This window comes from Candidatus Borrelia fainii (assembly GCF_027925085.1).
In the GTDB taxonomy this organism is placed as follows: Bacteria; Spirochaetota; Spirochaetia; order Borreliales; family Borreliaceae; genus Borrelia; species Borrelia turicatae.
The window spans coordinates 280447-305631 of the sequence record NZ_AP027070.1 but is presented as its reverse complement, the minus strand read 5'-3'; the positions used below and the strand labels follow the sequence as shown (position 1 = coordinate 305631).

Here is a 25185-nt window from a genome sequence, read left to right as displayed (position 1 = left end):
ATCTTTAAATAGCAGGGGCAGGACTCGAACCTACGGCCTTCGGGTTATGAGCCCGACGAGCTACCAAACTGCTCCACCCTGCGTCTTGTAACACATTTTAACACAATTATATTTAAGGTGTCAATTAATTTTATTTGGTTATATTAATATGTATATTTCACATATTTCTTTATGGTATTTTTTTATGGTATATTTTATTTTTTCTGTTTTTTGTATCAAACTTTTTAAGTCATTTTCATGGCTTAAATCTAGTTTGACATGGAGACTTAAGTCATTTCCTTGATGAGAAAAGTTGAGTTCTTTAAAATTTACATTAATATTTTTTAATGTGTTTTTTATTTTTCTTTTTAAGTCTATGTCTTGTTTTGAAAGGAGTTTATTAGCATTATTTATGATTACGTGTAGTCCTTCTTTGATCATTATAAAACTAATACATATAGATATTATTTTATCAAATCCTGTCCATACATAATTTGCAAGTAATAAGCTTAGTGTGGTTCCTCCATGAGAGAATATGCAATTCTTATCAGATGATGATAATGCTAAAAGCAAATAGTTGTTATACCTTTTGCCGATTTGGAATTTTACCAAATATTCGATTATCTTGACTAAGAAAAATATAAAGGGTATTAATGGTATCCAAATGCTTTTTTTTAAAGAATTATTTGAAAATATTTCTAATATATTTTTTTTATCTTCGTGATAATGATCATACTCCTGATGATCATATCCATGATTATGAATATGTAATCCAGATTCACTTCTGAAGTTCATTAATTTGTTTAGTCCTGTTGTGCTTAAAAATATTGTAAATCCTGAGATTATGATGATTAATCCTATGATAAATGCTATCAGGTTTTCCATTTTTTTATATCCATAAGGATAATAAATTGTTTCAGGCCGATTTGTAATTTTTAAACTAAAATAAGTAATTGTAGATAGGATAAGATCGGATGTAACGTGAAGTGCATCTGCTATGAGTGCAAACGAGTTAAAAATAATTCCAACAGTAAGTTTAGATGTTATTGATGTTACTTCTGCTAATACGGAGATAAGTCCTATTCTTATTATAAGTGTATTTTTTTTTGTTTCATAACTTAAGTCTTTTTCATATATATTATTATTATTTTCAAATCCTAGGTTTTTAAGTTCTTCTTTTATGTCATTAATTTTGCATAAGATTTTTTGTATTTTGTTTTTTTTACCATAATAAATTAGGTTATGAATGAGTACTCTTTCTATTCTTTCTGCTTTAAAATTTGGATCAATATAGAAATTATTAATTTTAATCTCTTTATTTTGTATTTTAGCTTTCAGGTATGAAACCATTTCAACATTATTTTCTGTGTAAACTATGTAAATTTCATCTTTTTTTAAGCTTGCAAGTTTTAAGTTAGTGCATTTATTGATGTTTTTATTGTTGATTATCTTGATCATGTTTGCACTTTCTCTTTTTTTTATTGCATAATCCTATTATAGGATAACATTATTTTTTTTAATGTTCAATTAATTTTGTTAATATCTTAAATGAGGTGGGAGGGATTTTTATGTTACAATCTCAATTTTTTGTTAAAAAATGTAAAAGAGCCATTTCTAAAGATGGAGTTTTGATAAATAATGTGAACAGTGTTGAACATATTTTTTATGATTTTTTTAAAATTTTTGATGAAAAAGCTTTAAAGAGTGTATTCGACCATTATCATGAGAATTTTGACTTTGATAAGGGAATATACGCTTTTATTGATAAATTTATTCCAATTATTAACTTTTTATCATTAGAAGTTTTAGATTATGAATTTAGCATTGATGAGAAAAAGCTCATATTAGAAGTGTTTGATTCTTCAGCGTGCACTCTTAAGGATGCCACATTGAGTGAGTTTGCTAGGGCTATTGTTTCTTTTGGTATTTTAGATTAATACTTAAATTTGTTCTTTACACAAATTTTTAATTTATGTTTCTTGATTTGCCTTAAATATTTTTGATAACTCTTCTTTGTTGAATGGAATTTTAAGTAAATCTTTAAGTGTATAAGTTTGTGAAATTGTTTTAGTGGCATTAAATTGGTTAGGATCTGTCATTAATATTTTAGTATTTTCTTCGAAAAATTCTGACATTACTTGACGACATATTGCACATGGGACACTTGCTGGAATTGTTGTGACCAATATAAAATCTATTTTTTGTATACCAACAGATGATATCATGTTCATTATTGCGGCTTGTTCTGCACAACGAGTTGCTCCAAAACTTGCATTTTCAACATTTGAACCTTGAAAAAATAAATTGGCTTTAGTTTTAATACAAGCTCCTACTTTAAATTTTGAATATGGTGAATATGCATTATTTCTTGCAGTTTCCGCCAATTGAAATGCTTTTACAATTGCATTTTGTTCATTATCTTTCATTTAATACCTCTTAGTTTATGGCATTGTTAATTATAGCACAATGATTATAATTTTTTATGAAAATATTGTAAAATATTTAATTATAAGATGTAATTGTTGATGTATATGAAAGGTTTGTTAATATTTTTTTATGATAGATGTTATTGAATTTATTAAAAAATATAATAATTTTATTATTATTGGACATAAAGATCCTGATTTTGATTGTATTGGTTCGTCTTTAGCTTTAGCTTCTTTTTTGTCTAGAATAGGTAAAAAGGTCATCATGTTAAATGAAGGTCCTTTTGTGAGAAAGGAAATAATTCCTTTTAAAGATAAGTTTTTATCTAAATGGCCAGATGTTGATTCTTCAGATTATGCTGTTATTATTTTGGATTGCTCCATATTTGATCGAATTGGAGATGAGTTTGGTTTTTATGTAAAAGATATGCCTATTCTTGTTATTGATCATCATGCATCGGGTGATAAGTTGGATGTTCCGGGGTATATTGATCCTTTTGCTCCTTCAACTACTTTTTTGATTGAGAAATTAATTAGAAAATTTGGGTATGAGGTTACTAAAGAGGAAGCATGGTATATTTTGGTTGGATTTTGCACAGATACAGGATTTTTTAGATTTATTTCAAGAAGTGATCCTGAACCTTTTGAAATGGTGGCTAGACTTGTCTCTAAAGGTTTAAGTCTTAAGGATGTTTATAATTATATTGAATCTGTTAAGAGTTTAACTTCAATAGATATGCTTAGTATGATGTTAAACAATCTTAAAGCTTATTTCGATGGAAAGGTATTGCTTACTATTTTGCCTTTCAATTCTAATAAGGATAATAATATTAGTGGTGTTAATGAACTTTTTTATGCGCTTCTTTCTAATGTTGAAAATAATGAAATATTAATTGTTTTAAAAGAGACGGAAGATGGTTCTATTTTGGTGGGGCTTCGTTCTAGAGAATATTTTGATGTGGGTGAGCTTGCAAAGTATTTTGGGGGAGGGGGACATAAGCATGCTAGTGGATTTAAGATTAAAAATAGTTCTTTAAATCTTTTAGAGAGTCAAATAATCGCATATATCAAGGACGCTATTAAGGCTTAAAGTTTATTAAGGGGCTTTTTCCTTTTGGATTAAAATCCTCTGTTAAAGTGAGGAATCCAGATTTAAAAGACAGTCTTGTTGTTCCGTATACTATTACTATATTTTGTATCCAGTCTAGGTTTTTAATATGTTGGGGTGTAAGCGATACAATTATACTTATTTTGTCTTTATATTCTTTTAAGTTTTCTATGTATTGTTGACTAGCGGGTGTTGAGATATTAAAGATAACTTGTTCGTGTTTTTCAATCAACTTTTTTATCTCTTTCAGTTTTGTGGGATTCATGTTGTTTAAAGGATAATAATCATAGTAATATCCGGAACTGTTTTGAAATATTGTTTTTCCTTCTTTAATCATTGTGTGATAAGGTGATATTAAAAGTGTTTTTTTGTGCTTTGATACTTGTTTTGATAACTTTATTTTAGTTATTCCTCTTAATGTACTTTGTTCAAAAAAATTTTTAGCTTCTTTAGTAGGTACTGCTTGAATCTTTTTATGATTTGAATAAATTTCAGTTTCATTTTTTCTTTCTTTTAAGTATTCTAACTTTATTCTAAGTATTCTCTTGTTAGATTTAATGATATTTTCTCTTATTTCACTATCTTTTTGCATGAGATTTAATAGTTTATTGTATGCGTTGTTTTGTATGTTTTCGTTTAATGATATTAATAAGATATCAGTTTCAGTTCTGATAATTCTTTCAATTATGTCATAAATGCTTTCATTGTTATATTTTACTGCATTCATTAATAAATCATCTGTTATTATTAAATTATCATATTTCAATTTTTTTCTAAGTAGTTCCTTTATGATTTTAATTGAAGATGATGCAGGTATTTCTTTGCCATTTGTAAGCATTGGGTATGCTAGATGTCCGCTCATAATCATTGGGATATTTTCTTGTATTAATATTTTATATGGCAATAATTCATTTGATTGCATTTCTCTTAAATTTGAGTTTATTATTGGCATTTTTATATGAGAATCAACAACAGTATTTCCATGTCCGGGGAAGTGTTTTGCTGTTGAAATTATTCCTGCTTGTTTTTGTCCTTTGTAAAAGGCTAGAGCAAAAAGAGAAACGATTTGTGGATTATTTGAATATGTCCTTGGTCCTATTGTAAAATTTTCCTCATTGCTGTAAATGTCTGTTATGGGTGCGAAATTTAGATTGATTCCAAGTTGTCTTAGCTCATTTGCTATGTGATATCCTGTAAGGTAAGAATCGTTTGGTGATAGAGTAGCTGTGATTCCAAGATTTCCTATTGTCTTTGATGTTTTGAGTTTTATATGTTGTGTCCATCCACCTTCTTGATCCGTTGCTATAAATAAAGGTATTTTAAATTTATTGTTTTGGGATATCGATTGTGCTTTATTTATGCTTTCTATTAGCATGTGTAAGTTTTTGGCATTCCATCCAAAGATTTTAATTCCCCCTAAGTTTCTTTCTTTGATGAAGTTTAGTGCAAATTTTGTTATTTGTTCTCCCGGGTAACTTATCATGAACATTTGTCCCAATAATTCTTTATCATTCATTTGACTTACTATGTTATCTATTAATTTTTCTTTATCTTCTGTAGTCCAAAAGTTGTAGGCGAAACAATTATTATGGATAAAAAAGATAGCTATACAAACAATTTTTTTCATTTAAACCATACCAATCTTTTGTTTTTTTTAGATTCATAAGTATATCATATTGTTTTAAAATTACTCATTCCAAATCCTCTATTGTTTTTAAACCTACTTCAATAAATGAACATAATTTAAGTTATAAAATTTTTATTTATATTAAGATATATAACTTATTTTCAGTAATAGTTTTATTTTTCTTTTAAAAGAAATATAAAGTACTTATCTTGTAAGTTGAATTTCTTGTTATATTGATTGTAATCATTTTAATGCAATAAGTGTGTGTTTTAAGAGTATGATTTTATATTGACAAAATATCTTTGAATTTATACACTTTAATGGCTACAAGCTGATGTAGCTCAGTTGGTTAGAGCACTCGGCTCATATCCGAGTTGTCGTGGGTTCAAGTCCCTCCATCAGCATTAAGGAGTTTTTATTGTGAGAGTGGCAATTGTGCTTGCGAATGGTTTTGAAGAAATTGAAGCTATAATTCCTATGGATATTTTAAAAAGAGGTGATGTTGATCTAAGGGTTATCAGTTTGAATGATGATAAGGTTGTTTCAAGTTCTAGAGGGTTTACTTTTTATGCTGATGAAAAAATATCAGATTATAGTGAGGATCATTTTGATTTAATAATACTCCCTGGAGGAATGCCTGGTGCTATCAATCTTTTTGAATCTAAAGATTTAGATAAGATTTTAAGAAATATGAACTTACAAGGCAAGTTAATTGCAGCTATTTGTGCATCTCCAGCAGTTGTGCTTTCTGCAAAGGGACTCTTAGGTGCAAATAAATTTACGTGTTATCCTGGATTTGAAAATAATATTACTGATGGCGAATTTGTGGATGAGGATGTTGTTATTAGTAATAATTTTATTACTTCTAAGGGTGTTGGTACAGCTTTTGAATTTGCTTTTACTTTGCTTAAGATTGTTAAGGGAGAAAGGGTGTTTGAAGATATCAAGAAGCAAGTTTTACTTTAATATGAATTTGTGCTACTAAAATATGTTGATTAATTTAGTAAGTCTATTTTTAAAAATAAGATCATTTTGTGATTAATTTTTAAACTTTTTTTATGATTTATTTGTTAAATATGCTGAAGATTGAATCTTATATCTTTGTTTTAAACCTTATGGAGACTTTATAATTAAATTGTAGGTATCTTCAAGTATGGTTAATTCTTCATTTGTTGGTATTACAAATATTTTTGTCTTACTTTTTTCACTTGAGATGTCGGATTCTGTATGTTTGTCTATTGCTAAATTATTCTTTTGGGGATCAATTTTTATTCCAATTTTTTCAAAGCCTTTTAGTGATAACTCTCTTATTCCATAATCTGTAACACCAATGCCAGCTGTGAAAATTATTGCATCAATATTGAAATCAAGTATTGCAAGGTAAGATCCAATGTATTTTTTTATTCTATAAGCCATTATTTCAACTGCAAGTTTAGAGTTATATTCATTATTTTTTACTCCTTCCCAAATCTCTCTTAGATCATTTGACTTAAGAGATATGCCAAGCATACCACTTTGCTTGTTAAGAATTTCTTCGATTTTTTTTGGAGTTTTATTTAGAAGTTTGCTCATTAAAGGAATAATTGTAGGATCTATATCCCCACTTCTTGTGCCCATTACAAGTCCTTCAAGAGGGGTAAGACCCATACTTGTGTCGTAAGATAGTCCTTTTTTAACTGCATTGATGCTTGAGCCATTGCCTAGGTGTAGTATTATTAAGTTTAGATTTTCTTTAGGTTTGTTAAGTATTGTTGCAACTCGTTTTGTTATATATGAGTATGATAAACCGTGAAATCCATATTTTCTGATATTATGGTCTTTATACCAAGAATATGGTGTGGCGTATAAAAATGCATTTTCATTCATGGTTTTGTGCCATGATGTGTCAAAACATAAAACTTGTTTTGCATTTGGAAATATTTTAAGTGTTATTTCTATGACTTTTATTGCAGTTGGATTGTGAAGAGGTGCAAGCTTGGATATCTTCTTTAGTTCGTTTAAGCTATTTGTGTTAAGTATTGTTGAATTTTTGAAATTTGGACCTCCATGTACAATTCTGTGTCCTATCCCTTGAATTTCGTCTAGATTTTCTATGATTTTTAATTTCTTGTTTGTTAATATTTTAATTAATTGTTTTAATGCTTCTTTGTGTGATTTGATGTGTGTATCTGTTTTTTCTAGTAAGTCATTTTTGGTCTTAATTTTAATTATTGATTTTTTTGTTTTTATTTTTTCGATTGTTCCAGATATTAGTATTTGTGTATTTTTATGTTTATAAAGTGTAAATTTTAATGAAGAACTTCCTGTGTTAATTGTTAATATTTTCATATCTTTTGTTCTCTTATTATAATAATAGATTCAAATTTTTATATATGCAGTTTATTTTTTCTGTTTTTTTAACATGTTTTAGGTTTAAGAAAACGGAATTTTTATATTCTGGATTTATTTTCAGTATATTAGGGTTGTCTTTTATGATTTGCATTATTTTTTCGACAGGAATACTTTTTGTATTTAAATATTCGATTTCAAGTAACTCATTTTTTTCTTTAAGGCTGGTAATATTGAGTTTTTTTGCAAGTAATTTGAGTTCTGATAATATAAGCAGGTTGTTAAGTTCTTTTGGGATTGGTCCAAATTGGTCATAAATGTCAGCCCTTATTTTGTTATTTTCTTCCTCGTTTTGAACCCTTGAGATTTTTTTATAAATTGATATTTTGTCTTGTTCATTGTTTATATAGCTATCGGGTATGAATCCATTGTAATTGATTTCAATAATGATTTCTTCTTCATTAGAACTTTTTCCCATTCGTTTTTCAATTGCTTTGTTTAACATTGTTAAGTAGTAATTTAGTCCAATAGATTCGATCTCTCCATGTTGTTCGTGTCCAAGTAAGTTCCCAACACCTCTTATTTCCATATCTTTTATTGCAATTTGAAATCCTGTTCCAAGTTCTGAAAATTCAGATATTGCCCTTAGTCTTTCAATGGCACTTTCGTTTAAAATTGAATTTTCTTTATATAAGAAATAAGCGAAGGCTTTCTGCGAACTTCTGCCAACTCTGCCCCTTAGCTGGTATAATTGTGCAAGTCCGAATCTATTCGCATTGTTAATTATTATTGTATTTGCATTTTCAATATTTATTCCATTTTCAATGATTGTTGTTGCTAGTAATATCTGATATGATTTATTTATAAAATCATGCATAATATTTTCAATTTGGTCACCTTGAAGTCTTGCATGAATGGTTGCAATTCTTGCATAAGGAACCATTTTTTCTAGCATTGCTTTTATTAAATCTAGTTCTTGAATATTGTGATGTACAAAAAAAACTTGTCCATCTCGAGAAAGTTCATTTTCTATTGCGTGTTTAATTAGTAGCTCGCTAAATTCTTCTACGTAAGTTTCTATTTTTATTCTATTTTGGGGTGGAGTTTTTAAGACAGAGATATCTCTTAATTTGATTAATGACATATGAAGGGATCTCGGTATTGGAGTTGCTGATAGGACAAGACAATCAACAGAGATTTTTATTTCCTTTAGTTTTTCTTTTTCTTTTACCCCGAATCTTTGTTCTTCATCGATTATAATGAGTCCTAAATTTTTATATATTATTTTCTTAGAGAGTATTTTATGTGTGCCAATTATTATGTCAATTTCTCCTGTTTCTAGTTTCTTTATAATGTCTCTTTCTTTTGATTTTTTTATAAATCTGCTCATCATTGCAATGTTGATTGGGAAGTTTTTAAATCTTTGTTTAAATGTATTAAAGTGTTGTTCTGTAAGAATTGTTGTTGGGGAGAGTATTGCTACCTGTTTTTTGCCCATGACAGCTTTGAATGCAGCTCTCATTGCGACTTCAGTTTTACCAAATCCAACATCTCCGCATAAAAGTCTATCCATTACTTTTAAACTCATCATGTCTTGTTTGATTTCTGATATTGCTGTTAATTGATCCGGAGTTTCATCGTATGGAAATTCTGATTCAAATAATAATTGCCATTCATTGTCTTGAGGATATTGAAATCCCTTAGTACTTTCTCTTTTTACGTAAAGTTCAACAAGTTTATCGGCAATTGTGTCGATTCTTTTCTTTGCATAAGCTTTTTTCTTTTCCCAAGTTTTTGAACTGATTTTATCTAATTTTATATTTTGAGTTTCATTTCCAATATACCTTTGAATGAGATGTGTTTGTTCGATTGGAATAAATAATTTTTCGTTATCTGCGTATTCAATTTCAATGTAATCTTTTTCAAGAAGACTCGTTTTAATTCTTTTTATCTGCCGAAATATTCCAATTCCATGGTTTATGTGAACAACATGACTGTTTTTTTCCACTTCAGTAAATGAATCAATAGTTTTTGTTTTTGATGATTCGAAAGCTTTATTTATTTTTTGTCTTCTATTAAAGATATCTGATTCAAGGATAATGGCTATTTTTTCTTTGTTTATTATAAGTGAGCTTGATATTTTTAAAACTTCAATTTTGATTTTTGTCAGATCTTTGAAGATATATTTTAATTTTTCTTTTTGTGAATTAGATTCTGCTGCAATGATTACTTTAAATCCATTGTTTAGCCAGTTTTGTATTTCTTCTTTTGCAAGTGTGATGTTTGAGAAAAATTTACGCTCACTTTCGATGTTAAATTCTATTAGTTCTTTTGTTTTTATATTTACAGGGGTTTTTACGATAAAAATATTAGTTTTTAATTTAAAATCGTTCAAATTTATGAAAATTTCTTTTGGTGCAATTGTTTTTTTTCCAGACTCTATTGCTTGGTTATAAAGTTTTTCATACTCTTTATAGATCTTTTTGATCTCTTCTTGTAAATTTGGTATTTCTAAATTTATAATAGGTGTATCTTCATTTATTTCTTGACTTAGGTATATGTCTCCTATTAGTGGATAAAATATTTCTTCTGCTCTTGCATTATATTTTGTTTCAATTTGTTCAAATAATTTTTTATATTCATTTTCTTTTAAGTGGTGTTTTAGTTTATTTATGTTTTCGTTATTCCAAATGATTTCCTTTTTTGGAATTATATCAAATTCGGAAATTGAATTTCCTTTTTTTAATTGAGTTAAGGGATTAAAATATTTGATTTCTTTTATTTTATCAAGCTCCACTGAAATTCTTATTGATTCTGTCTTATTAAATGAATGTATGTCTATTATTTCATTCTTTATTGTAAATTCTCCAGGTAATGTAACTCTCATTGTTTTTTCATATCCTAGTTTTATAAGTTTACTTTCAAGATTTTCTATGTTTATTGTGGTGTCTGTCTGAATTTTATAAATGTTTTTAAATAAATTTTCTTTTGTGGGGATTTTGCTAAGTAGGGATTTTAGTGAAACAATGTAGATCCCAGGATTATTTTCATAAAAATTGATTAAAAATTTTACTCGTTTTATAAAGACTTTACTTTTTGAACCGATATCTTTATATATAAGGGGACTGAAATAGTTAAGTTCATATATGTTGTCTGTAATTTGCATTAAATCATCTTTGAGTTCATCGGAGATATTTTCGTTTTTAACTATTAATATAATTTTATTACTATTGCTGTATTCCTTTATTTTGTTGATTAAGAAAGCTTTAAAAAATCCTTCATGTCCTACTATTGTAAAGGGTAGATTTTTTTCAATAAGTTGTTGTATTTTTTTTAGATTTTGATTGTCATTTAATCTGGCAGTTAGTTCTTTTTCTATATTCATTTTTTACCTTTTTGTTTCTGTAGTTTAGTATAATATTATATATTAATGGATATGTTCTGTTTCGTTATGTATAATATAATTAGATTTTGAGGAGTTTATGAAATTTAGGAATTTATTGTTTGTTATATCTCTTATGGTTGTTCCTTTTATACTTTTTCCTAGAGATTATAAGGGTCTTGATTTTAAGATAAAGTTTTTCAATCAATCAATTTATCGTGTTAATAGTAATGTTTCTGTTGAAGTTTCGCTTAGTAACTCGTCTGATGATTTACTTATTCTTGAAATAGGAGATGTTAATACTTTCGGTTTTGATTTTGATGTTACAGATACTACTAACATAAAAGTTAAAAGGTCTCTTGAATATGTTAAGGATAGGGCAAAAAATGTTGCGATTCCTGTAAGAACTCTTAGTTTAAGACCTAATGAGAGATTTTCTGTGGTAATGAGCTTAAATCAATTTGTACAATTTGATAAAGATGGAGTTTATTTTGTCAAAGGTATGTTTTTCCCAGATATCTCAGATCCACAAAAGCATGTAGAGTCTAATGTTATTACTTTGTTTTTAAAACCTAAAATGGATGATGTTGCAGGAAAATTTGACTTTTCTAATTTATCTTCCAATCATGAAATTCAAAGTGTTTTGAAAAGAGAAAATTTGTCCCCTGATAAAGTTGTTGAATATTTATTTTCAGCGTTGAGACTTGGGGAGAGAGAAAAATTCTTTCTATATATTGATATTGAGAGTCTTATTTTAAGTGATCAAAATAAATCATATCTTTATAAGCAAGAACTTAAATCAGGTTCTAATAATATGCTAGAAGAGTATAAAGATTATCTATGGAATGATAGTAATTCTGCTATTTCAAAAGTTCCAAGTAAATTTTCTATTATTGAAACAACTTATACGGATTCTGCAGGAAAAGTTGTATCTGATGTGTATTTTGAAGATGGTCATTTTTATGTAGCCAAACGATATACCTTTTTTTTAAAAAAGTATGATTATTATTGGATCATTTATGATTATACTGTTCAAAATACTGGGATTAAGGAGAAATATTAGGCCTTTTATTTTTAAGATTAAAGGATTTAGTATTGTTTTATGGATAGTAAGTTACTTTAGTTTATATGCTGATTTTAAACATGAAGTTGTTAAAGGTGATACTTTATATTCGATTTCTCTTAAATATAAAATTCCAATAAAAGAACTTAAAAGTGCAAATAATTTGAAGTCTGAGCATATTAGAGTTGGGCGTATATTAGTTATTCCAAGTTCTTCTAAGGTCAACAAAATTATTACTAAAAAGAATAATAGGAACCTTAAGTTAAGCAATCTTGATGCCAAAATTCATGTTGTTAAAGTCGGCGATACTATTGAAGATATATCTAAACAATATGGCATTAAGGAAAAAGAATTGCTTGCTTGGAATAATTTAAGTTCTAAACTTCTTAAAGTTGGTTCTAAGTTGAATTTGGATGAGCCTAATTTTTTAAAGCCATATATAGTTAAAAAGGGTGATTCACTCTCCAAGCTTTCTGTGGATTTTGATATTAGTATTGAGGATATTATACGATTTAATTCTCTAAAGAATAAGAGCTTAATAATTGGTCAAAAATTATATTTAAAAAGGACTTCTGGGAATGTCAATTTTCATTATGTAAAGCGAGGAGAGACTCTTGGAAAAATTGCATATATTTATGGTGTTACTGCAAAACATCTTGTCCGTCTTAATGGAGGTAAGGCAATAAATTTAAAGGCAGATTCAATTTTAGATGTTTCAAAAGTTATTGAAGAAGATTTACCAAGTTCTGAATCTTTACAATTAAAGAGTGAAAATCGAAGTAGTGAAACGTTTATATCCCACAAAGTATCTGTTGGTGAGACATTATATAGTATTGCTCGTAAGTATGGGGTTTTGCTTGAAGATCTTAAAATTTGGAATAATTTAAATGGGAATAGTATTTTTCATAATCAGGAACTTAAGATTTATGATAAAAGCAAAGGACCAGTTGTTGCAAATAACGAGCTAAAAGAATTTGTGGATAAAACTTCTAAAACTACAGTTAAAGCTATTGCAAATATTGTTTCTGCTAAAAGTAAAAAATTAAATTTAAATTTTTCCAATGTTTTAGACAATAGAGATGTTTTTGATATTAGTGCTTTAGTTGTATTGGAGCCTAAAATACCTATATTTGAGGCTAATGGAGTTTTTTATTATTGGTATAAGCCTAAAAAAGGGAGTCAACCAAGTGAGTTTTATTCAGAAGATTGGTATTCGCCTCTGAATGCCTATAAGAAAGCAAGTCAACTTTTTAAGAGTTTTGAAAGTCTTGTGCAATCTCGGCCAGTTAAAAATAATAGCCTAAAAAATAAGTTAATCATTGTTGATCCTGGACATGGAGGCCTTGATCCTGGTGCTATTGTTAAAGCAAGAGACGGACTTAAGAATGAAATTTTTGTTGTTGAGGATGAATATGTTTATGATATTGCTTTAAGGCTTTATGTGTATCTTAAGGAATATGGAGCTAATGTTGAGCTTACTATTTTATCCCCTGATCATTTAATCAGAGATAGTGTGTCTGCTAATAATACATTTGTTAATGTTAAGAATGAAGTTTATAATGATTATGATTTAAATAAAACTGATACGGTCGATTCTTGGATAAACGGTACTCAAGAAGGTTTGAGGAAAAGATTATCTGTTGTGAAGAAATTTATAAATAAGTATAAAAATGTTAAGGAACAAGATGTTCTTTATATTAGTTTGCATTCTGATAATAGTGTTGGTGCGCCTCGGTGTATGGGATTTTATTACCAGTTTGAGGATGGAAAGGACTTTGATGCTCATTCTAAGAGTATGATTGAGAAAATGACAAAAAGTTTTAAGAGAACCCCTTATATTAAGGGCCAAAACCTTTATGTGCTAAAAAATAACGTTGTTAAGACTAAATTTTTGGTTGAGGTTAGGAATTTAGCATTTGACGAGGAAGCTTGGGCTATTAGATCTTCTAAGCTTAGGGACCGGGATTCTAAAATCCTTGCTGATGCTATTTTGAAAATCTTATAGGATAAGTAGATTATTTTTTATGGATTGTATGACTTGACAAAATAGTTTCAATTTAGCATAATACTTAGATAGTGAGTCCCCTATAGCTCAGCGGTAGAGCAGGTGGCTGTTAACCACTTGGTCGGAGGTTCAATTCCTTCTGGGGGAGTTTTTATTCTTTTGTTAATATTTTTTTTATGTCTTCTCGTTTTATTTTAAAATAATTGAGTCTCTCAAGTAGTTTTTTGTTATTACCATTTCCCAAGCTGAAGTGTTTTTGTATTTGTTCTCTTTTTTTCTTGGATTGAGCTCCTGTGATGCCAAGTTCTATTAAATCATTTAAACTTAGACCCTCTTTTTGTTTTTCGTTATAAAAAGTACCTATTTTTTTTAAAATAGTTGTTATTTCAAGTTTAGAAGACATTTCTACCTCTTGATTTTTATTTTTAAGGTGAGCATGTTTAATTTTGTCTTGGTTTAAATAGCCCACTTTTTTAAGTATTTGTCTTCTAATTAGATCCCCTGTTTTGTCGCTATCAGTGAAAATAATAATTCCATTTGTTTCTATTGCTTTTTTTAAAACATTAATGGTTGATTGTTTAAGATATAATCCACCAGTTTCAACTATAGTGCACTTAAATAGTTCTTTTATTCTCTTAGCATCATCTTTGCCTTCGACTACAATTATTTCTTTTATTTGTTCCAGTTTTTAATTCCAATTTTCAAAAAATGCTCTAAGAAGTTTGATTGCTTCTATGTGATCTGATATTGCAATAGTTTCTCTTAAAGAGTGCATTCCCCACATTGGGGTTCCAATATCTATAGTTTCAATTCCTGTTTGAGAGTTTGAAATTGGACCAATTGTGGTTCCGGCATTTGTATTTGCTTTCATTATTATTTCTTGAATTTTAATGTTATTTTTCATGGCTAAGGCTTTAAGTTTTGCACATCCATGTGCTGTTGTTGCATATTTGAAATTAGCATTGCTTTTAATGGTTATCCCTTTCCCTAGACTTATTTGATAGTTTGGGTCATGTTTACATATGTAGCCTGGATGAACTCCATGTGCGCCGTCCATTGAAATATTGAATGATTTGTTTAGTTTGATTAGATGTTCTTCTTTTCCTAGATTTAAAACATGATCAATTCTTTCTAAGACTTCTGTTAATAGTGTTGAGTTAGCTCCTCTGGAAGTTAAAGATCCAATTTCTTCATTGTCAAAAAATACAGCTACTTTATTTTTATTGTTATTTGTATGAACAAATGCATTCATGATGGCATGACATCCCGATTTGTTATCTAGGTTTTTGGATGCCAAAAATTCACCTTCGCTGCCTATAATTTTAGCAGGTTCTGATGCTGTAAATATTAAATCGCATGATAGGAAATCTTTTTCAGATATTTGCAGTTTTTCTAGAATTTTTTCTTTAATGCTTTTTTTAAAACTTGTGATGATGACTATGTTCTCATGAGTATCATATGCAAATCCTTCATTTACATTTCGGTTTAAATGAATGGCAAGGTTTGGTATGATCCCAATATTTTCAATTGTTATTAATTCTAAGTTAATTATTTCATCTTTATTAAAGTATACAACTCCTGATAAGCTTAAGTCTCTGTCAGTCCAGGTTGAAATTATTGGACTACCGTAAGTTTCAATGTGATGAGAGAATACATTGTCTTTGTATTTCCTAGATTCTATTTTGAGTTTTAATCCAGGGCTGTCAGAGTGTGCTGCTGCTATTAGGAATGGTTCATATATTTTATTAGTGTTAATGTTAAATGTAATAAGACTTGTTCCTTCTTTTTTTACATAATAATATCCCGTTTCTAATGTCCATTTATCGTCAAGTTTTAATTCCTTTGCATTAAGATAATATACCAGTTTTTGTTCAATGTAGTTTATTAAATGGTATGGTGTTAAGCTTTTATCTAGTAATTTCTGGAAATGTGATATATCTAATGTTTGGTCATGCATGTTTTTTTCTCCTGTGGTTTTATTGTTTTGATACTTAATATTTTATTATAATACTTAGTGTATGTATATATGTTTGTTGTATATACAAGGAGATTGTTAAATGGATAGATTTTATAATTTGATGCTTGTGCCTTTAATATTTATTGCTTGTACTACGATTTCAGAGGTTAATTTACAAGATGATACGAGCGGAACAGTTTCATTAATATTTAATGTTAATAAAGAATTTGAAAAGATCAAAAAAGAACTTGTGACAACTCTTGTAGGAGAGGAAATAGCTAAAATGCCCCTTTTCCCCATTGATAAGATAAAACAATATTTTGGTGATGAAGGGAAAAAATTAGGTCTAAAGCTTTTAAATATTAAATTTAATGGTGATTCTCTTAATTTGATTGTTCAATTTGATAATCTGGTTAAGGTTTTCAAAGATTATCTTGCAAAGGAGACAATGCCTATATTTAAGATAGCAAATAAGAATGGGAAAAATATTCTTGATATTGATTTTAATTTAAAAACTGTTACCAAGATTATTAATGAAAATAAGGATCAGGTGAATGATGCTCTTGCGGTACTTTTGCCATCAGAAGAAATACCAATGTCTGAGAAGGAATATAAGGATGTATTAGTTTACTTTTTATCAGACTTTACTTCGCGTGCAAATGAGCTTATTGACAATTCTAATGTTACACTCAAGATCAAGACTTCGAGAAAAATTCAAGAACAGTTTGGATTTAAACAGCTTAACTCCAATAATTTAAAACTTAAGCTAGATATGATTAGGGCTTTAAGTCTTTCAACACCAATAAAATTGAGATTGGTTTATTAGACTTTGTATAAATATTATTTTAAGAGATAAGAATTATTTCTTATCTCTTAAAATAAATCCTATTAATAGACCTGTTATTAAAGCACCTACGAGGATAGATATTATCCACATTAATGGGTTGGTTATTATTGGAAGAATAAATATACCACCATGTGGGGCCATAAGCTCTACTTTAAATAATGCAGACAAAAAACCCCCGATAGATGACCCTATTATGCAAGCAGGTATTACCTTTAAAGGGTCTGATGCTGCAAAAGGGATCACTCCTTCCGTTATGAAACATGCACCTAAAAAGTAACAAACTTTACCGGCTTCACGTTCTTCTTGTGAAAATTTATTATTGAAAATGCTAGTTGCAAGTGCGATTCCAAGTGGAGGAGTCATTCCTCCTACCATTACGCTTGCATGGGGTATATAATTTCCAGCAGTTATCATTGCAATTCCAAATGCATAGGCAGCTTTGTTTACAGGACCACCCATGTCTATTGCCATCATTCCACCAAGTAGTGCACCCAGTAATGCCATATTCGTTCCGCTTAGTGAATTTAACATGTTTGTTATAGATGTATTAATATATGCAATTGGTGCTAGTAAGAAATATGTTAAAAATCCTGATATTAGTACTGAGAAAAGCGGGTAGGTTAAAACGGGATTAATACCACTTATTTTTGGTGGTATTATTTTTTTACTTATTGATTTTATTGCTAAAGTTACGTATCCTGCGATAAATCCTGCTAGGATCCCTCCTAAGAATCCTGCATTTCCTTTGCTCATCATTAATCCTGTAATCATTCCAGGTGCAAGTCCTGGACGTTCTGCTATGCTAAATGAAATATATCCAGCAAGTATTGGAAGCATTAGGAAAAAAGCATTATCACCGCCTATTTGCATTAAAATATCTGCTATCTTATTATAGCTTGGATCGTTTGGATCAAAAGCTTTAATGCCAAACATGAATGATATTGCAATAATTATTCCCCCAGACACTACGAATGGGAGCATGAAAGATACACCGTTCATTAAATGTTTATATGCACCACCTGGTTTTCGGATTGTTTTGCTTTCTCCTTGTACTGTTTTGCTCTTATAAATTTTTGCTTTGTTATCAAGAATATTTTGAATGAGTTCTTTTGCTTTGTGTATGCCATCTTTTACACCAACTTCAATTAGTGGTTTACCATTAAACCTGTCTTTATCGACAGTTTTGCCTGCTGCAATAATTATGCCTTTTGCTCTTTCTATCTCCTCTTCTTCTATTAGATTGTCAACACCACTAGAGCCATTAGTTTCTACTTTAAGCTCTACGTTTAGTTCAGCTGCTGCTCGTTTTAGGCTTTCAGCTGCCATGTATGTATGGGCAATTCCTGTAGGGCAAGCAGTTACTGCTAGAATGAAATTTTTGGAACTAGTGTCATTCATGATTATATCTTTGTTGCTATTTAAAAGAATTTCTAAAAATTTATTTGTATCATTTGTACTCATAATTTCTTGTCTTAAAATTTCATTATTAAATATATTATTAAGGTAAGATATTGTTTTAATATGAGTATTACCTGTAGTTTTTTCAGGTACAGCTATCATGAAAAATAGTTTTGAAGGTTGTAAGTCGGAAGCTTTAAAATCAAAGCCTTCTCCTTTAATTCGTAATATAGCTATTCCATGTTTTTTAACAAAATTACCTTTTGCATGTGGCATTGCAATATATTCTTCAAGACCTGTTCCACTTATTTCTTCTCGTTTTTTAATTTCTTTTATAAAATCTTCTTTGTTGTTCAAATATTTATTTTCATTGAGCATATCAGCCATTTTTTCAATTACATCATCTTTACTTTTGGCTTCATAGTTTAATAATATTAGTTTTTTGGAAAATAAATCTTGCATAGGAAACTCCTTGCTATACTATAGTATCCATATTATAATTATTATAAATATAATATGTAATGATTATAACATATAATAATTATATTATTTAATTATTATACTTAATTATAAAGGAGATTGGCTTGGTATATACGCTTACTCTTAATCCTGCTATTGATTATAAAATAGTTGTGGAGGGTTTTCATACAGGATGTCTTAATCATGTTGTTAGGAATAATTTTTTTGCTGGTGGGAAAGGAATAAATGTAAGTAATGTACTTAAGAATTTTGAAACTGAAAGTGTTGCTCTTGGATTTTTGGGTGGATTTACAGGTGATTATATAAGGTCTTATCTTGATTTGATGGGTATAAGACATGATTTTGTTAGCATATCTGATAATACTAGAATCAATATTAAAATGATGTCAGATGGAAAAGAAACAGAGATTAATGGAAAATCACCCGTAATTCTTGAGAGTGATTTTCAGTTTTTGATTTTGAAATTAAAAAATTTAGATAAAGATATGTTAATCATGTCTGGTAGTGTTCCAAGCTCGCTTGGGTATCAGGCTTATAATGAAATAGCCAAGAGTCTTACTAGTAATGTTAAGTTAATTATTGATACTAGTGGTCCTGCCTTGCAAGAGATTATAGGTCTTAGACCTTTTTTAATAAAGCCAAATATTAATGAACTTAAAGAACTTTTGGGTATGAATTTGACTTCTATTAGGGATCTAATTAGTGCTGGGTGTAAGCTTATGGAAAGGGGCGTGCAAAATATTATAGTCTCAATGGGAAATGAAGGGGCTGTTTTTATAAATAATAAAGATGCTTGTCTAGCTAGTGTCCCGCAAATTAATTCTTTAAGTACTATTGGTGCAGGAGATTCTGTAGTTGCTGGATTTGTATATGCTTATCAAAATGGGAATTCTCTTCTTGATTCTTTTAGGTTTGGAGTTGCGTCAGGTACCGCAACGGCACTTAGAGGGCAACTTTGTAGTCTTGATGATGTTAAAGATATTTTTGATAAAGTAAAACTTGAACATCTTTCTTTAATATAATTTGAACATTTATAAATATTAATAAATTTTCTGTTTTAGTGAGTTTTTTTGAAGATTTTTGTTTTATAACGCAACTTTAATAATAACTTTAATATGTTTTACAATTGATTTATGCTTTCATAATTACTTTTGAAATAAGATAAATACAAATAAAAAATTCTTGACTTTAAAGATTACTATCGGGAGAGACGGGACTCGAACCCGCGACCTCCTGCGTGACAGGCAGGCGTTCTAACCATCTGAACTACACCCCCAAATGCAATACCTTAAAATTATATTGTTTTTCTTTTTGTTTGTCAATTTATTTTAATGCATCTATATGATCTGAGATTTTTGAATCTCTCTTTATTGTTTTTAGGATGACATTTTTAATGATATCTTTGCTTGATATTATTTTTATGCTTTCCTTAGCTCTTGTTATTGCAGTGTAGAGTAGTTCTTTTGTTAAAAATGAGTGATCTTCTATGATTATTTGTACATGTTGATATTCAGAGCCTTGGCTTTTATGTATTGTTGTTGCAAAACTAAGTTCATATTTGTTTATTAAATTAAAGTTTATTCTTTTGTATTTTTCATCTTCTCTTTTAAATAAAGCGTAAATTTTAGAGTTTTCTCTAAAGAGAATACCCTTTTCTCCATTAAATAGATCGTTTTTATAATCATTTTGAGTAATTAAAATTATTTGTCCAAGTAAATTGCCATTGATTTTTTTCAAATGTGATTTTATTATTTCATTTATTATTTTTGTTCCAAATTTTCCAAAATTTTTTGAGCATAAAATAACATTGTTAAGTAAAGCATTAATTATTGATTCAATTTCTTTGTTGTTTAGTGAATTGAGATCAAAATTAGAGATATTTTTATATAAATCTTTTGTGTAATTTAATAATTCATTTTCAATATTGACTTTATTTATATCCTTTAAAATTATATTTTTGTTGGCATTAAGTTGAATATCAATTAGATTTATGTCTTCTTGATATATTGCTTTGGTTAATGAATGTATCTCATCGTTACTTCTGAAATTCTTTTTAAGTATTTCTACATTTTCATCACTTATTTCTTTTATTTGTGTCAGACTTGAATATACATTGCCTCCAGCTATTGATGGAAGTTGGTTTTTGTCCCCTGTTATTATGAGTTTTGTGCTTGTCTTGATTGCCTTTAACAATTTTAAGAAAGTGCTTGAATCTATCATAGATGCTTCATCAATTATTATTATTTCAAATTCTAGGGGGTTGGCTTCATCATATTTATTACTTTTATTGATAAATGACATTTTTAATAATTTTTGTACTGTGCTGTATTCTATTTTAAGATTTTTAAATGATTCTTTTAAACTTGATTTTAGTTTTTGACTTGCTTTTCCAGTTGGTGCTACAAGGGCTACCTTTTGTTTGACATTTAAGTGCATATCAATTGCTTTTAAAATATAATTTATAGTTGTTGTTTTGCCTGTGCCTGGACCACCACTGAGTATAAAGAAATTATTTTTTAAAGATTTTTTGATTGAATTGATTTGTTCTTCACTTAGGTCCTTAGTGTTTAAATTGTTCATGATATTTTGTATTCTTTGAATAGTTATTTCACTTTTGTTATCCTTAAGTCTTTGCTCTATTTTTTTTATTAGTTCTTCTTCTTCTCTAAAGTTTTTTTGAGTATAGATGTGAATATTATTTTCTAATATTAAAGGAGTTATGATTCTTTCATTTTGATTAAAATCTTTCATTATATTATTTTCTTTTAAATGTAAGATTATTTTGTGTATTTTTGTTGCTTGTGTAAGCTTTTCAAGTTCTTCTAGTATGTTGATTGATTTTTGGTAAAATTGATCTTTGTTTTCTATTCCAAGGAAAGCACAGTTGATTGTATTTTGAATATCTTTGATTAATAAATTAATATTAGCTCTTAAATGTCCTTTAGAGAAATAATTAAATAAAAATATTAAAAACATAGTAATTTCTTCATACTTTTCATCTTTGATTTTTTTTGTGAGTAAATGTGCTTTGTAGTAATTTTCTATGTTTATGTTTAAAGTTTCTATTATTTCATAAATTTTGAGTTCTGGATTCAAATAGTTTCTTTTGTGATCTTTTAAAAATTCTCTTAAGACTAAAAAATTTCTCATATTTTCCTTTTAATATTTTCATTGTAAATATATTTGTTCTAAATCTAATTCTTTGAAATTTGGTGTGGTGAAATAAATCCCATTTTGTGTTTTAGATTGTTTTTTAATATTTTTTTGAAATGCTCTTGTAAAGAGATATATTACTCCTCCAAAATATTTATTATATTCTTCTGGATTTTTAAAGAGTATTTTTTTTATTCCTAGTGCGTAAATTTTATATTGTAAGTCATATTTTTCTTGTTTTATCTTCTTTTTTAAGTTCGTTAAATTATAATCTTTTAAATTTTCTCCAAGATAATTTGTTTTATAGTCTAAAATATATACTTTATTATTTATCTTAAATATAAGATCAATGATTCCCTTTATATATCCGTCATTGAATGTTAAATCCAACTTGTCGTAATTTTTAAATAGAGATTGTTGTTTATAAATTTTTGTATCTATCTTGATTAAAAATTCCATTTCTTTTTGTAATTCTTGAATATCACACAGTCTTGCGTCAATAAATCTGATTTTTGTATTTAATATGTTATAAATCATTTTTATTAACATTTCTTGTATCTTTAGTGTATTTAGTTTTGAATTGAAATATTCGATTCTTTTTTGTATAAGATCAATATTAATTTTTTGAAAATTGTTGAAATTATCTTTTGCGTCGTTAAAATTTATATCTTTCATTATGGCATGTAAAATATTACCAATATCTTTACCCTTTGGGAGTGTTTCTTCAGTACAATTAGCATCATTGTCATAAGTTTCATCATCTCTTGTTTCTTGATTTGCATGGTAAGTAGATTTATAACTTGATGCAAGACTTGTGTAGCTATGTGTATATTCTTTTCTAAATAAATTTTTGTTTATTGGTGGTGGAGGGATTAATTTTATTTCTTTGTTATCATTTTTCTCTAATTTATTGAATTTATGGGTTTTAATTAGATTGTATACATTAAAGTCTAAGTTTATTTCATCGATTGTTTCTATTTTTGCTAGCTTGAACATTTCATTTATTATTGTGCCTTTATTGATAATAAATAGTGCGAATCTTGCTCGTGTTGTTCCTACATAAAAAATATTTTTCTCTTCATTTAAAGCCTTATTTTTGGCATATTTTTGATTTTCTTTTAATCTTAAAAAATCATATTCTATCTTATTTTCTAAGCAAAATTTATAAAATGTATCTGACTGTTTCGGTAAGCTACTATTTATGAGAAATACGATATTAACACTTAGTCCTTTTGATTTATGAATTGTCAGTATTTCTATAGATTGATCATCTTGGGTAGTGATTTGATCTTCATTTTGTTCAGTATCTTTATTGACTATTAGATCTTCTAGAGTGCATATTAATGATTCTATGTTTTTATCTTCATAGTAAATTTTGGAAATAAAGTCTAAACTTGTTTCGTAGTTTTTAAGTTCCTCAAATTTTTCCTCATTTATTAGGGTTTCCCTGTAGCTTTTTTTTGATTGTGCAAATTCAGTAAAAATAGTATTATTAAAAATTTTTGCCAAATTGAGCCATAAATCTTTCTTTGATATGATTTCGTCTATTGCTTTTATTAATGTTATTTCTTGATTTTCAAGTAAATATATTATGTCACTAATAGCTTCTTCTATGTATTTTATTTCATTTTTTTCAAGTAAGTTTAGGTATAACTCCCACGGAAGGTTTATTATTTTGCTAGTTAAGATATAGTTTAGAGTTTGAAAATTTTGTTTCCTGTCGAAACCTTTTATAAGGTAAAATATTTCGCTAAATTCTTTCGTTTCAAATAATGATTCTTCGATCTTATTCGTTTTTATATTTTGATTTTTAAGTTCCTTAGCTATTAAATCTATTTCACTCCTTTTTTTGCAAAGCACTTTTATGTCTGATTCTTTAATTTGTCTGAGTTTATTGTTATCATAAATTTTTCCGTTTGTTAGTAGATATTTTATTGTTATAGCTGTTTTTTGGAAAATATTTTCATCTTCTTCAGTTTTTATTATGTTTATTGCTTCTATTTCTTGATCATTTATAAAAATTTTATTTTCGTCATTCTTAGAGTCTGTTTTTGACTTGGTAAATTCTATTTGTTCGATTTTAGCTGTAGGGTTTTTATTATAGATATTATCAAACATAATATTTAAAGGTTCAACTAATTTTTTATTTGATCTATAATTTGTTAGTAAGGTTATTTTTGCGTCATCTTTTATTTGATCTTTTATGCCTTGGTTATAATATGATATATCAGCATTTCTAAACATATAAATTATTTGCTTAGGATCGGCTATAAATATTAGCTTTATTCCACAAGAGTTAAGTATTTTAAATATTTCTATTTGTATTAGGTCTAAATCTTGTGCTTCATCTATTAATATTATTTTATATTTGCTTTTTATTGAATTTAATAGTTTGTTATCACGAGATTCCAGGTGTTTTTTGAAGTTTAATATTATATGCTTTTGGTCTATTGTGTTTGTTGTATTAATGGTATTTTCAAGTTCTTTTTCTATATATTTAAGTATTTTATATTTGACTTTTAGGATAATAAATCTTTTAAGTGTGCTTTCGTCTTCTTCATCTGTATTTGTTTCATTGCTAAGGTTTCTTAAGTCGTCTTGTATTTTTTGTTCCTTAGGTAGGAGAGTAACATTTTTTTTAATATTAGATTTTATTATCTTCGAAAGAAATTTGTTGTTTACAAGTATTTCTGTTATTTTTACTATATCTTTTTCATTACTATATTTTATTTCTGATATTTTAATTCCTTGATTATATTTATTTAGGAAAGTTCTTTTTTCTTCCATAGTCATTTTGTTTAATGCTTCGACTATTAAGTTATACTTATGAATTAAGCTATCTTGATTTGTAAGCATTTCTTTAAAAATTGTTTGAGTTTTTATCCAATCTCCAAGTTCTTGTGTCTTGTCTATTTTATACCATTCTTTTATATCTTGAATCATTTCTTTTGTAGTTTTAAATTTAGACTTAAAGATTTCAAATTCATCATCTTTGATTGCTAATTCTTTTTTTAATGAATCTGCTTTTCTTAAAAATTCATAAACTATTTCGTCTATTTCTGATGTAAAATTTTCTTTTACACTGTATTTGACAAAGTTTTCTGTCTCAATTTGAAAATTGTTTAGGGACTGTAGTGCAAATTTGTTTATGGTTGATATAAATATTTTATTTGATTGTTCGTAAAAATTTTTTAAAGATTTATCTGTTTGTGAGTTTTGATATGCATTTTCAATTGATTTCAATATTCTAATATGCATCTCTTCTGTTGCTTTTTTTGTGAATGTTAGCACTAAAATTTCGCTTGGAGAGTACGTTTTATTTATGAGTAAGTTTGTAATAATATTTTCAAGTATGTAGGTCTTTCCAGTTCCTGCTGAAGACTCAATTAATATTTTTTCATTGTATTTGATTTTATCTATTATTTCTCTCAT

17 protein-coding genes and 4 tRNA genes are annotated in these 25185 nt (G+C 27.8%); 9 read left to right on the top strand and 12 right to left on the bottom strand.

Going from position 1 to position 25185, the window contains the following annotated elements:
• Positions 1–9: 9 nt before the first annotated feature.
• Together QMG63_RS01330 and QMG63_RS01325 are read right to left on the bottom strand one after the other, a co-directional pair.
• Positions 10–83, bottom strand: a tRNA-Met gene (locus QMG63_RS01330).
• A 55-nt stretch (positions 84–138) separates the two neighbouring features.
• On the bottom strand, positions 139–1437 hold the full coding sequence (locus tag QMG63_RS01325) for a cation diffusion facilitator family transporter (RefSeq protein ID WP_281861033.1): 1299 nt from the start codon (positions 1435–1437) through the stop codon (positions 139–141).
• Positions 1438–1547: 110 nt separating this feature from the next.
• Between QMG63_RS01325 and QMG63_RS01320 the strand changes: the two genes are divergently transcribed.
• Positions 1548–1916 carry a hypothetical protein gene (locus QMG63_RS01320; protein WP_281861031.1) on the top strand — a complete coding sequence of 123 codons (369 nt, stop codon included), beginning with the start codon at positions 1548–1550 and terminating at the stop codon, positions 1914–1916.
• 33 nt (positions 1917–1949) lie between these two features.
• On the opposite strand, the gene cdd is transcribed toward QMG63_RS01320, so the two are convergent.
• A complete protein-coding gene (gene cdd, locus QMG63_RS01315) occupies positions 1950–2405 on the bottom strand; it encodes a cytidine deaminase (protein WP_281861029.1) in 456 nt (151 codons plus the stop codon).
• A 130-nt stretch (positions 2406–2535) separates the two neighbouring features.
• On the opposite strand from cdd, the gene QMG63_RS01310 reads away from it, so the two are divergent.
• Positions 2536–3495: a DHH family phosphoesterase gene (locus tag QMG63_RS01310; RefSeq protein ID WP_281861027.1), complete on the top strand. Its 960-nt coding sequence runs from the start codon at positions 2536–2538 to the stop codon at positions 3493–3495.
• On the opposite strand, the gene QMG63_RS01305 is transcribed toward QMG63_RS01310, so the two are convergent.
• Positions 3485–5029 carry a glycoside hydrolase family 3 N-terminal domain-containing protein gene (locus QMG63_RS01305; RefSeq protein ID WP_281862071.1) on the bottom strand — a complete coding sequence of 515 codons (1545 nt, stop codon included), beginning with the start codon at positions 5027–5029 and terminating at the stop codon, positions 3485–3487. The two genes, QMG63_RS01310 and QMG63_RS01305, sit on opposite strands and share 11 nt — an antisense overlap.
• A gap of 441 nt (positions 5030–5470) precedes the next feature.
• Between QMG63_RS01305 and QMG63_RS01300 the strand changes: the two genes are divergently transcribed.
• A tRNA-Met gene (locus QMG63_RS01300) sits at positions 5471–5544 on the top strand.
• Positions 5545–5560: 16 nt separating this feature from the next.
• The gene (locus QMG63_RS01295) at positions 5561–6106 is read left to right on the top strand and encodes a DJ-1 family glyoxalase III (RefSeq protein WP_281861025.1); all 546 of its coding nucleotides are present in this window, start codon (positions 5561–5563) and stop codon (positions 6104–6106) included.
• A gap of 147 nt (positions 6107–6253) precedes the next feature.
• Here QMG63_RS01295 and QMG63_RS01290 read toward each other — a convergent pair whose 3' ends face one another.
• Together QMG63_RS01290 and mfd are read right to left on the bottom strand one after the other, a co-directional pair.
• Positions 6254–7468, bottom strand: a complete 1215-nt coding sequence (locus tag QMG63_RS01290) for an acetate kinase (protein ID WP_281861023.1) — start codon at positions 7466–7468, stop codon at positions 6254–6256.
• Between the two features lie 16 nt (positions 7469–7484).
• Positions 7485–10853 (bottom strand): transcription-repair coupling factor, encoded by a 3369-nt coding sequence (gene mfd / locus QMG63_RS01285; RefSeq protein WP_281861021.1) that lies wholly within the window; start codon positions 10851–10853, stop codon positions 7485–7487.
• Between the two features lie 97 nt (positions 10854–10950).
• Here mfd and QMG63_RS01280 point away from each other — a divergent pair, with 97 nt between their 5' ends.
• The 3 genes from QMG63_RS01280 to QMG63_RS01270 all read left to right on the top strand — a co-directional run bounded on the left by QMG63_RS01280 (position 10951) and on the right by QMG63_RS01270 (position 14066).
• Positions 10951–11913, top strand: coding sequence for a hypothetical protein (locus tag QMG63_RS01280; RefSeq protein WP_281861019.1), 963 nt, complete (start codon positions 10951–10953; stop codon positions 11911–11913).
• Positions 11870–13918 (top strand): LysM peptidoglycan-binding domain-containing protein, encoded by a 2049-nt coding sequence (locus QMG63_RS01275; protein ID WP_281861018.1) that lies wholly within the window; start codon positions 11870–11872, stop codon positions 13916–13918. Before QMG63_RS01280 ends, QMG63_RS01275 begins: the two co-directional genes overlap by 44 nt.
• Before the next feature lie 76 nt (positions 13919–13994).
• A tRNA-Asn gene (locus QMG63_RS01270) sits at positions 13995–14066 on the top strand.
• Between the two features lie 3 nt (positions 14067–14069).
• On the opposite strand, the gene rnmV is transcribed toward QMG63_RS01270, so the two are convergent.
• Positions 14070–14582 carry a ribonuclease M5 gene (rnmV, locus tag QMG63_RS01265; RefSeq protein WP_281862069.1) on the bottom strand — a complete coding sequence of 171 codons (513 nt, stop codon included), beginning with the start codon at positions 14580–14582 and terminating at the stop codon, positions 14070–14072.
• A gap of 24 nt (positions 14583–14606) precedes the next feature.
• Complete coding sequence (locus tag QMG63_RS01260) at positions 14607–15875, bottom strand: M18 family aminopeptidase (RefSeq protein WP_281861017.1); 1269 nt, start codon at positions 15873–15875, stop codon at positions 14607–14609.
• Positions 15876–15975: 100 nt separating this feature from the next.
• On the opposite strand from QMG63_RS01260, the gene QMG63_RS01255 reads away from it, so the two are divergent.
• On the top strand, positions 15976–16701 hold the full coding sequence (locus QMG63_RS01255; protein ID WP_281861015.1) for a hypothetical protein: 726 nt from the start codon (positions 15976–15978) through the stop codon (positions 16699–16701).
• Between the two features lie 33 nt (positions 16702–16734).
• Here QMG63_RS01255 and QMG63_RS01250 read toward each other — a convergent pair whose 3' ends face one another.
• On the bottom strand, positions 16735–18582 hold the full coding sequence (locus QMG63_RS01250; RefSeq protein ID WP_281861014.1) for a fructose-specific PTS transporter subunit EIIC: 1848 nt from the start codon (positions 18580–18582) through the stop codon (positions 16735–16737).
• 122 nt (positions 18583–18704) lie between these two features.
• Between QMG63_RS01250 and pfkB the strand changes: the two genes are divergently transcribed.
• Positions 18705–19622: a 1-phosphofructokinase gene (pfkB, locus tag QMG63_RS01245; protein WP_281861012.1), complete on the top strand. Its 918-nt coding sequence runs from the start codon at positions 18705–18707 to the stop codon at positions 19620–19622.
• A gap of 180 nt (positions 19623–19802) precedes the next feature.
• On the opposite strand, the gene QMG63_RS01240 is transcribed toward pfkB, so the two are convergent.
• The 3 genes from QMG63_RS01240 to recB form a co-directional block, all read right to left on the bottom strand.
• Positions 19803–19876, bottom strand: a tRNA-Asp gene (locus QMG63_RS01240).
• A gap of 47 nt (positions 19877–19923) precedes the next feature.
• A complete protein-coding gene (gene recD, locus QMG63_RS01235; protein WP_281861010.1) occupies positions 19924–21750 on the bottom strand; it encodes an exodeoxyribonuclease V subunit alpha in 1827 nt (608 codons plus the stop codon).
• An 18-nt stretch (positions 21751–21768) separates the two neighbouring features.
• Complete coding sequence (recB, locus tag QMG63_RS01230) at positions 21769–25185, bottom strand: exodeoxyribonuclease V subunit beta (protein ID WP_281861008.1); 3417 nt, start codon at positions 25183–25185, stop codon at positions 21769–21771.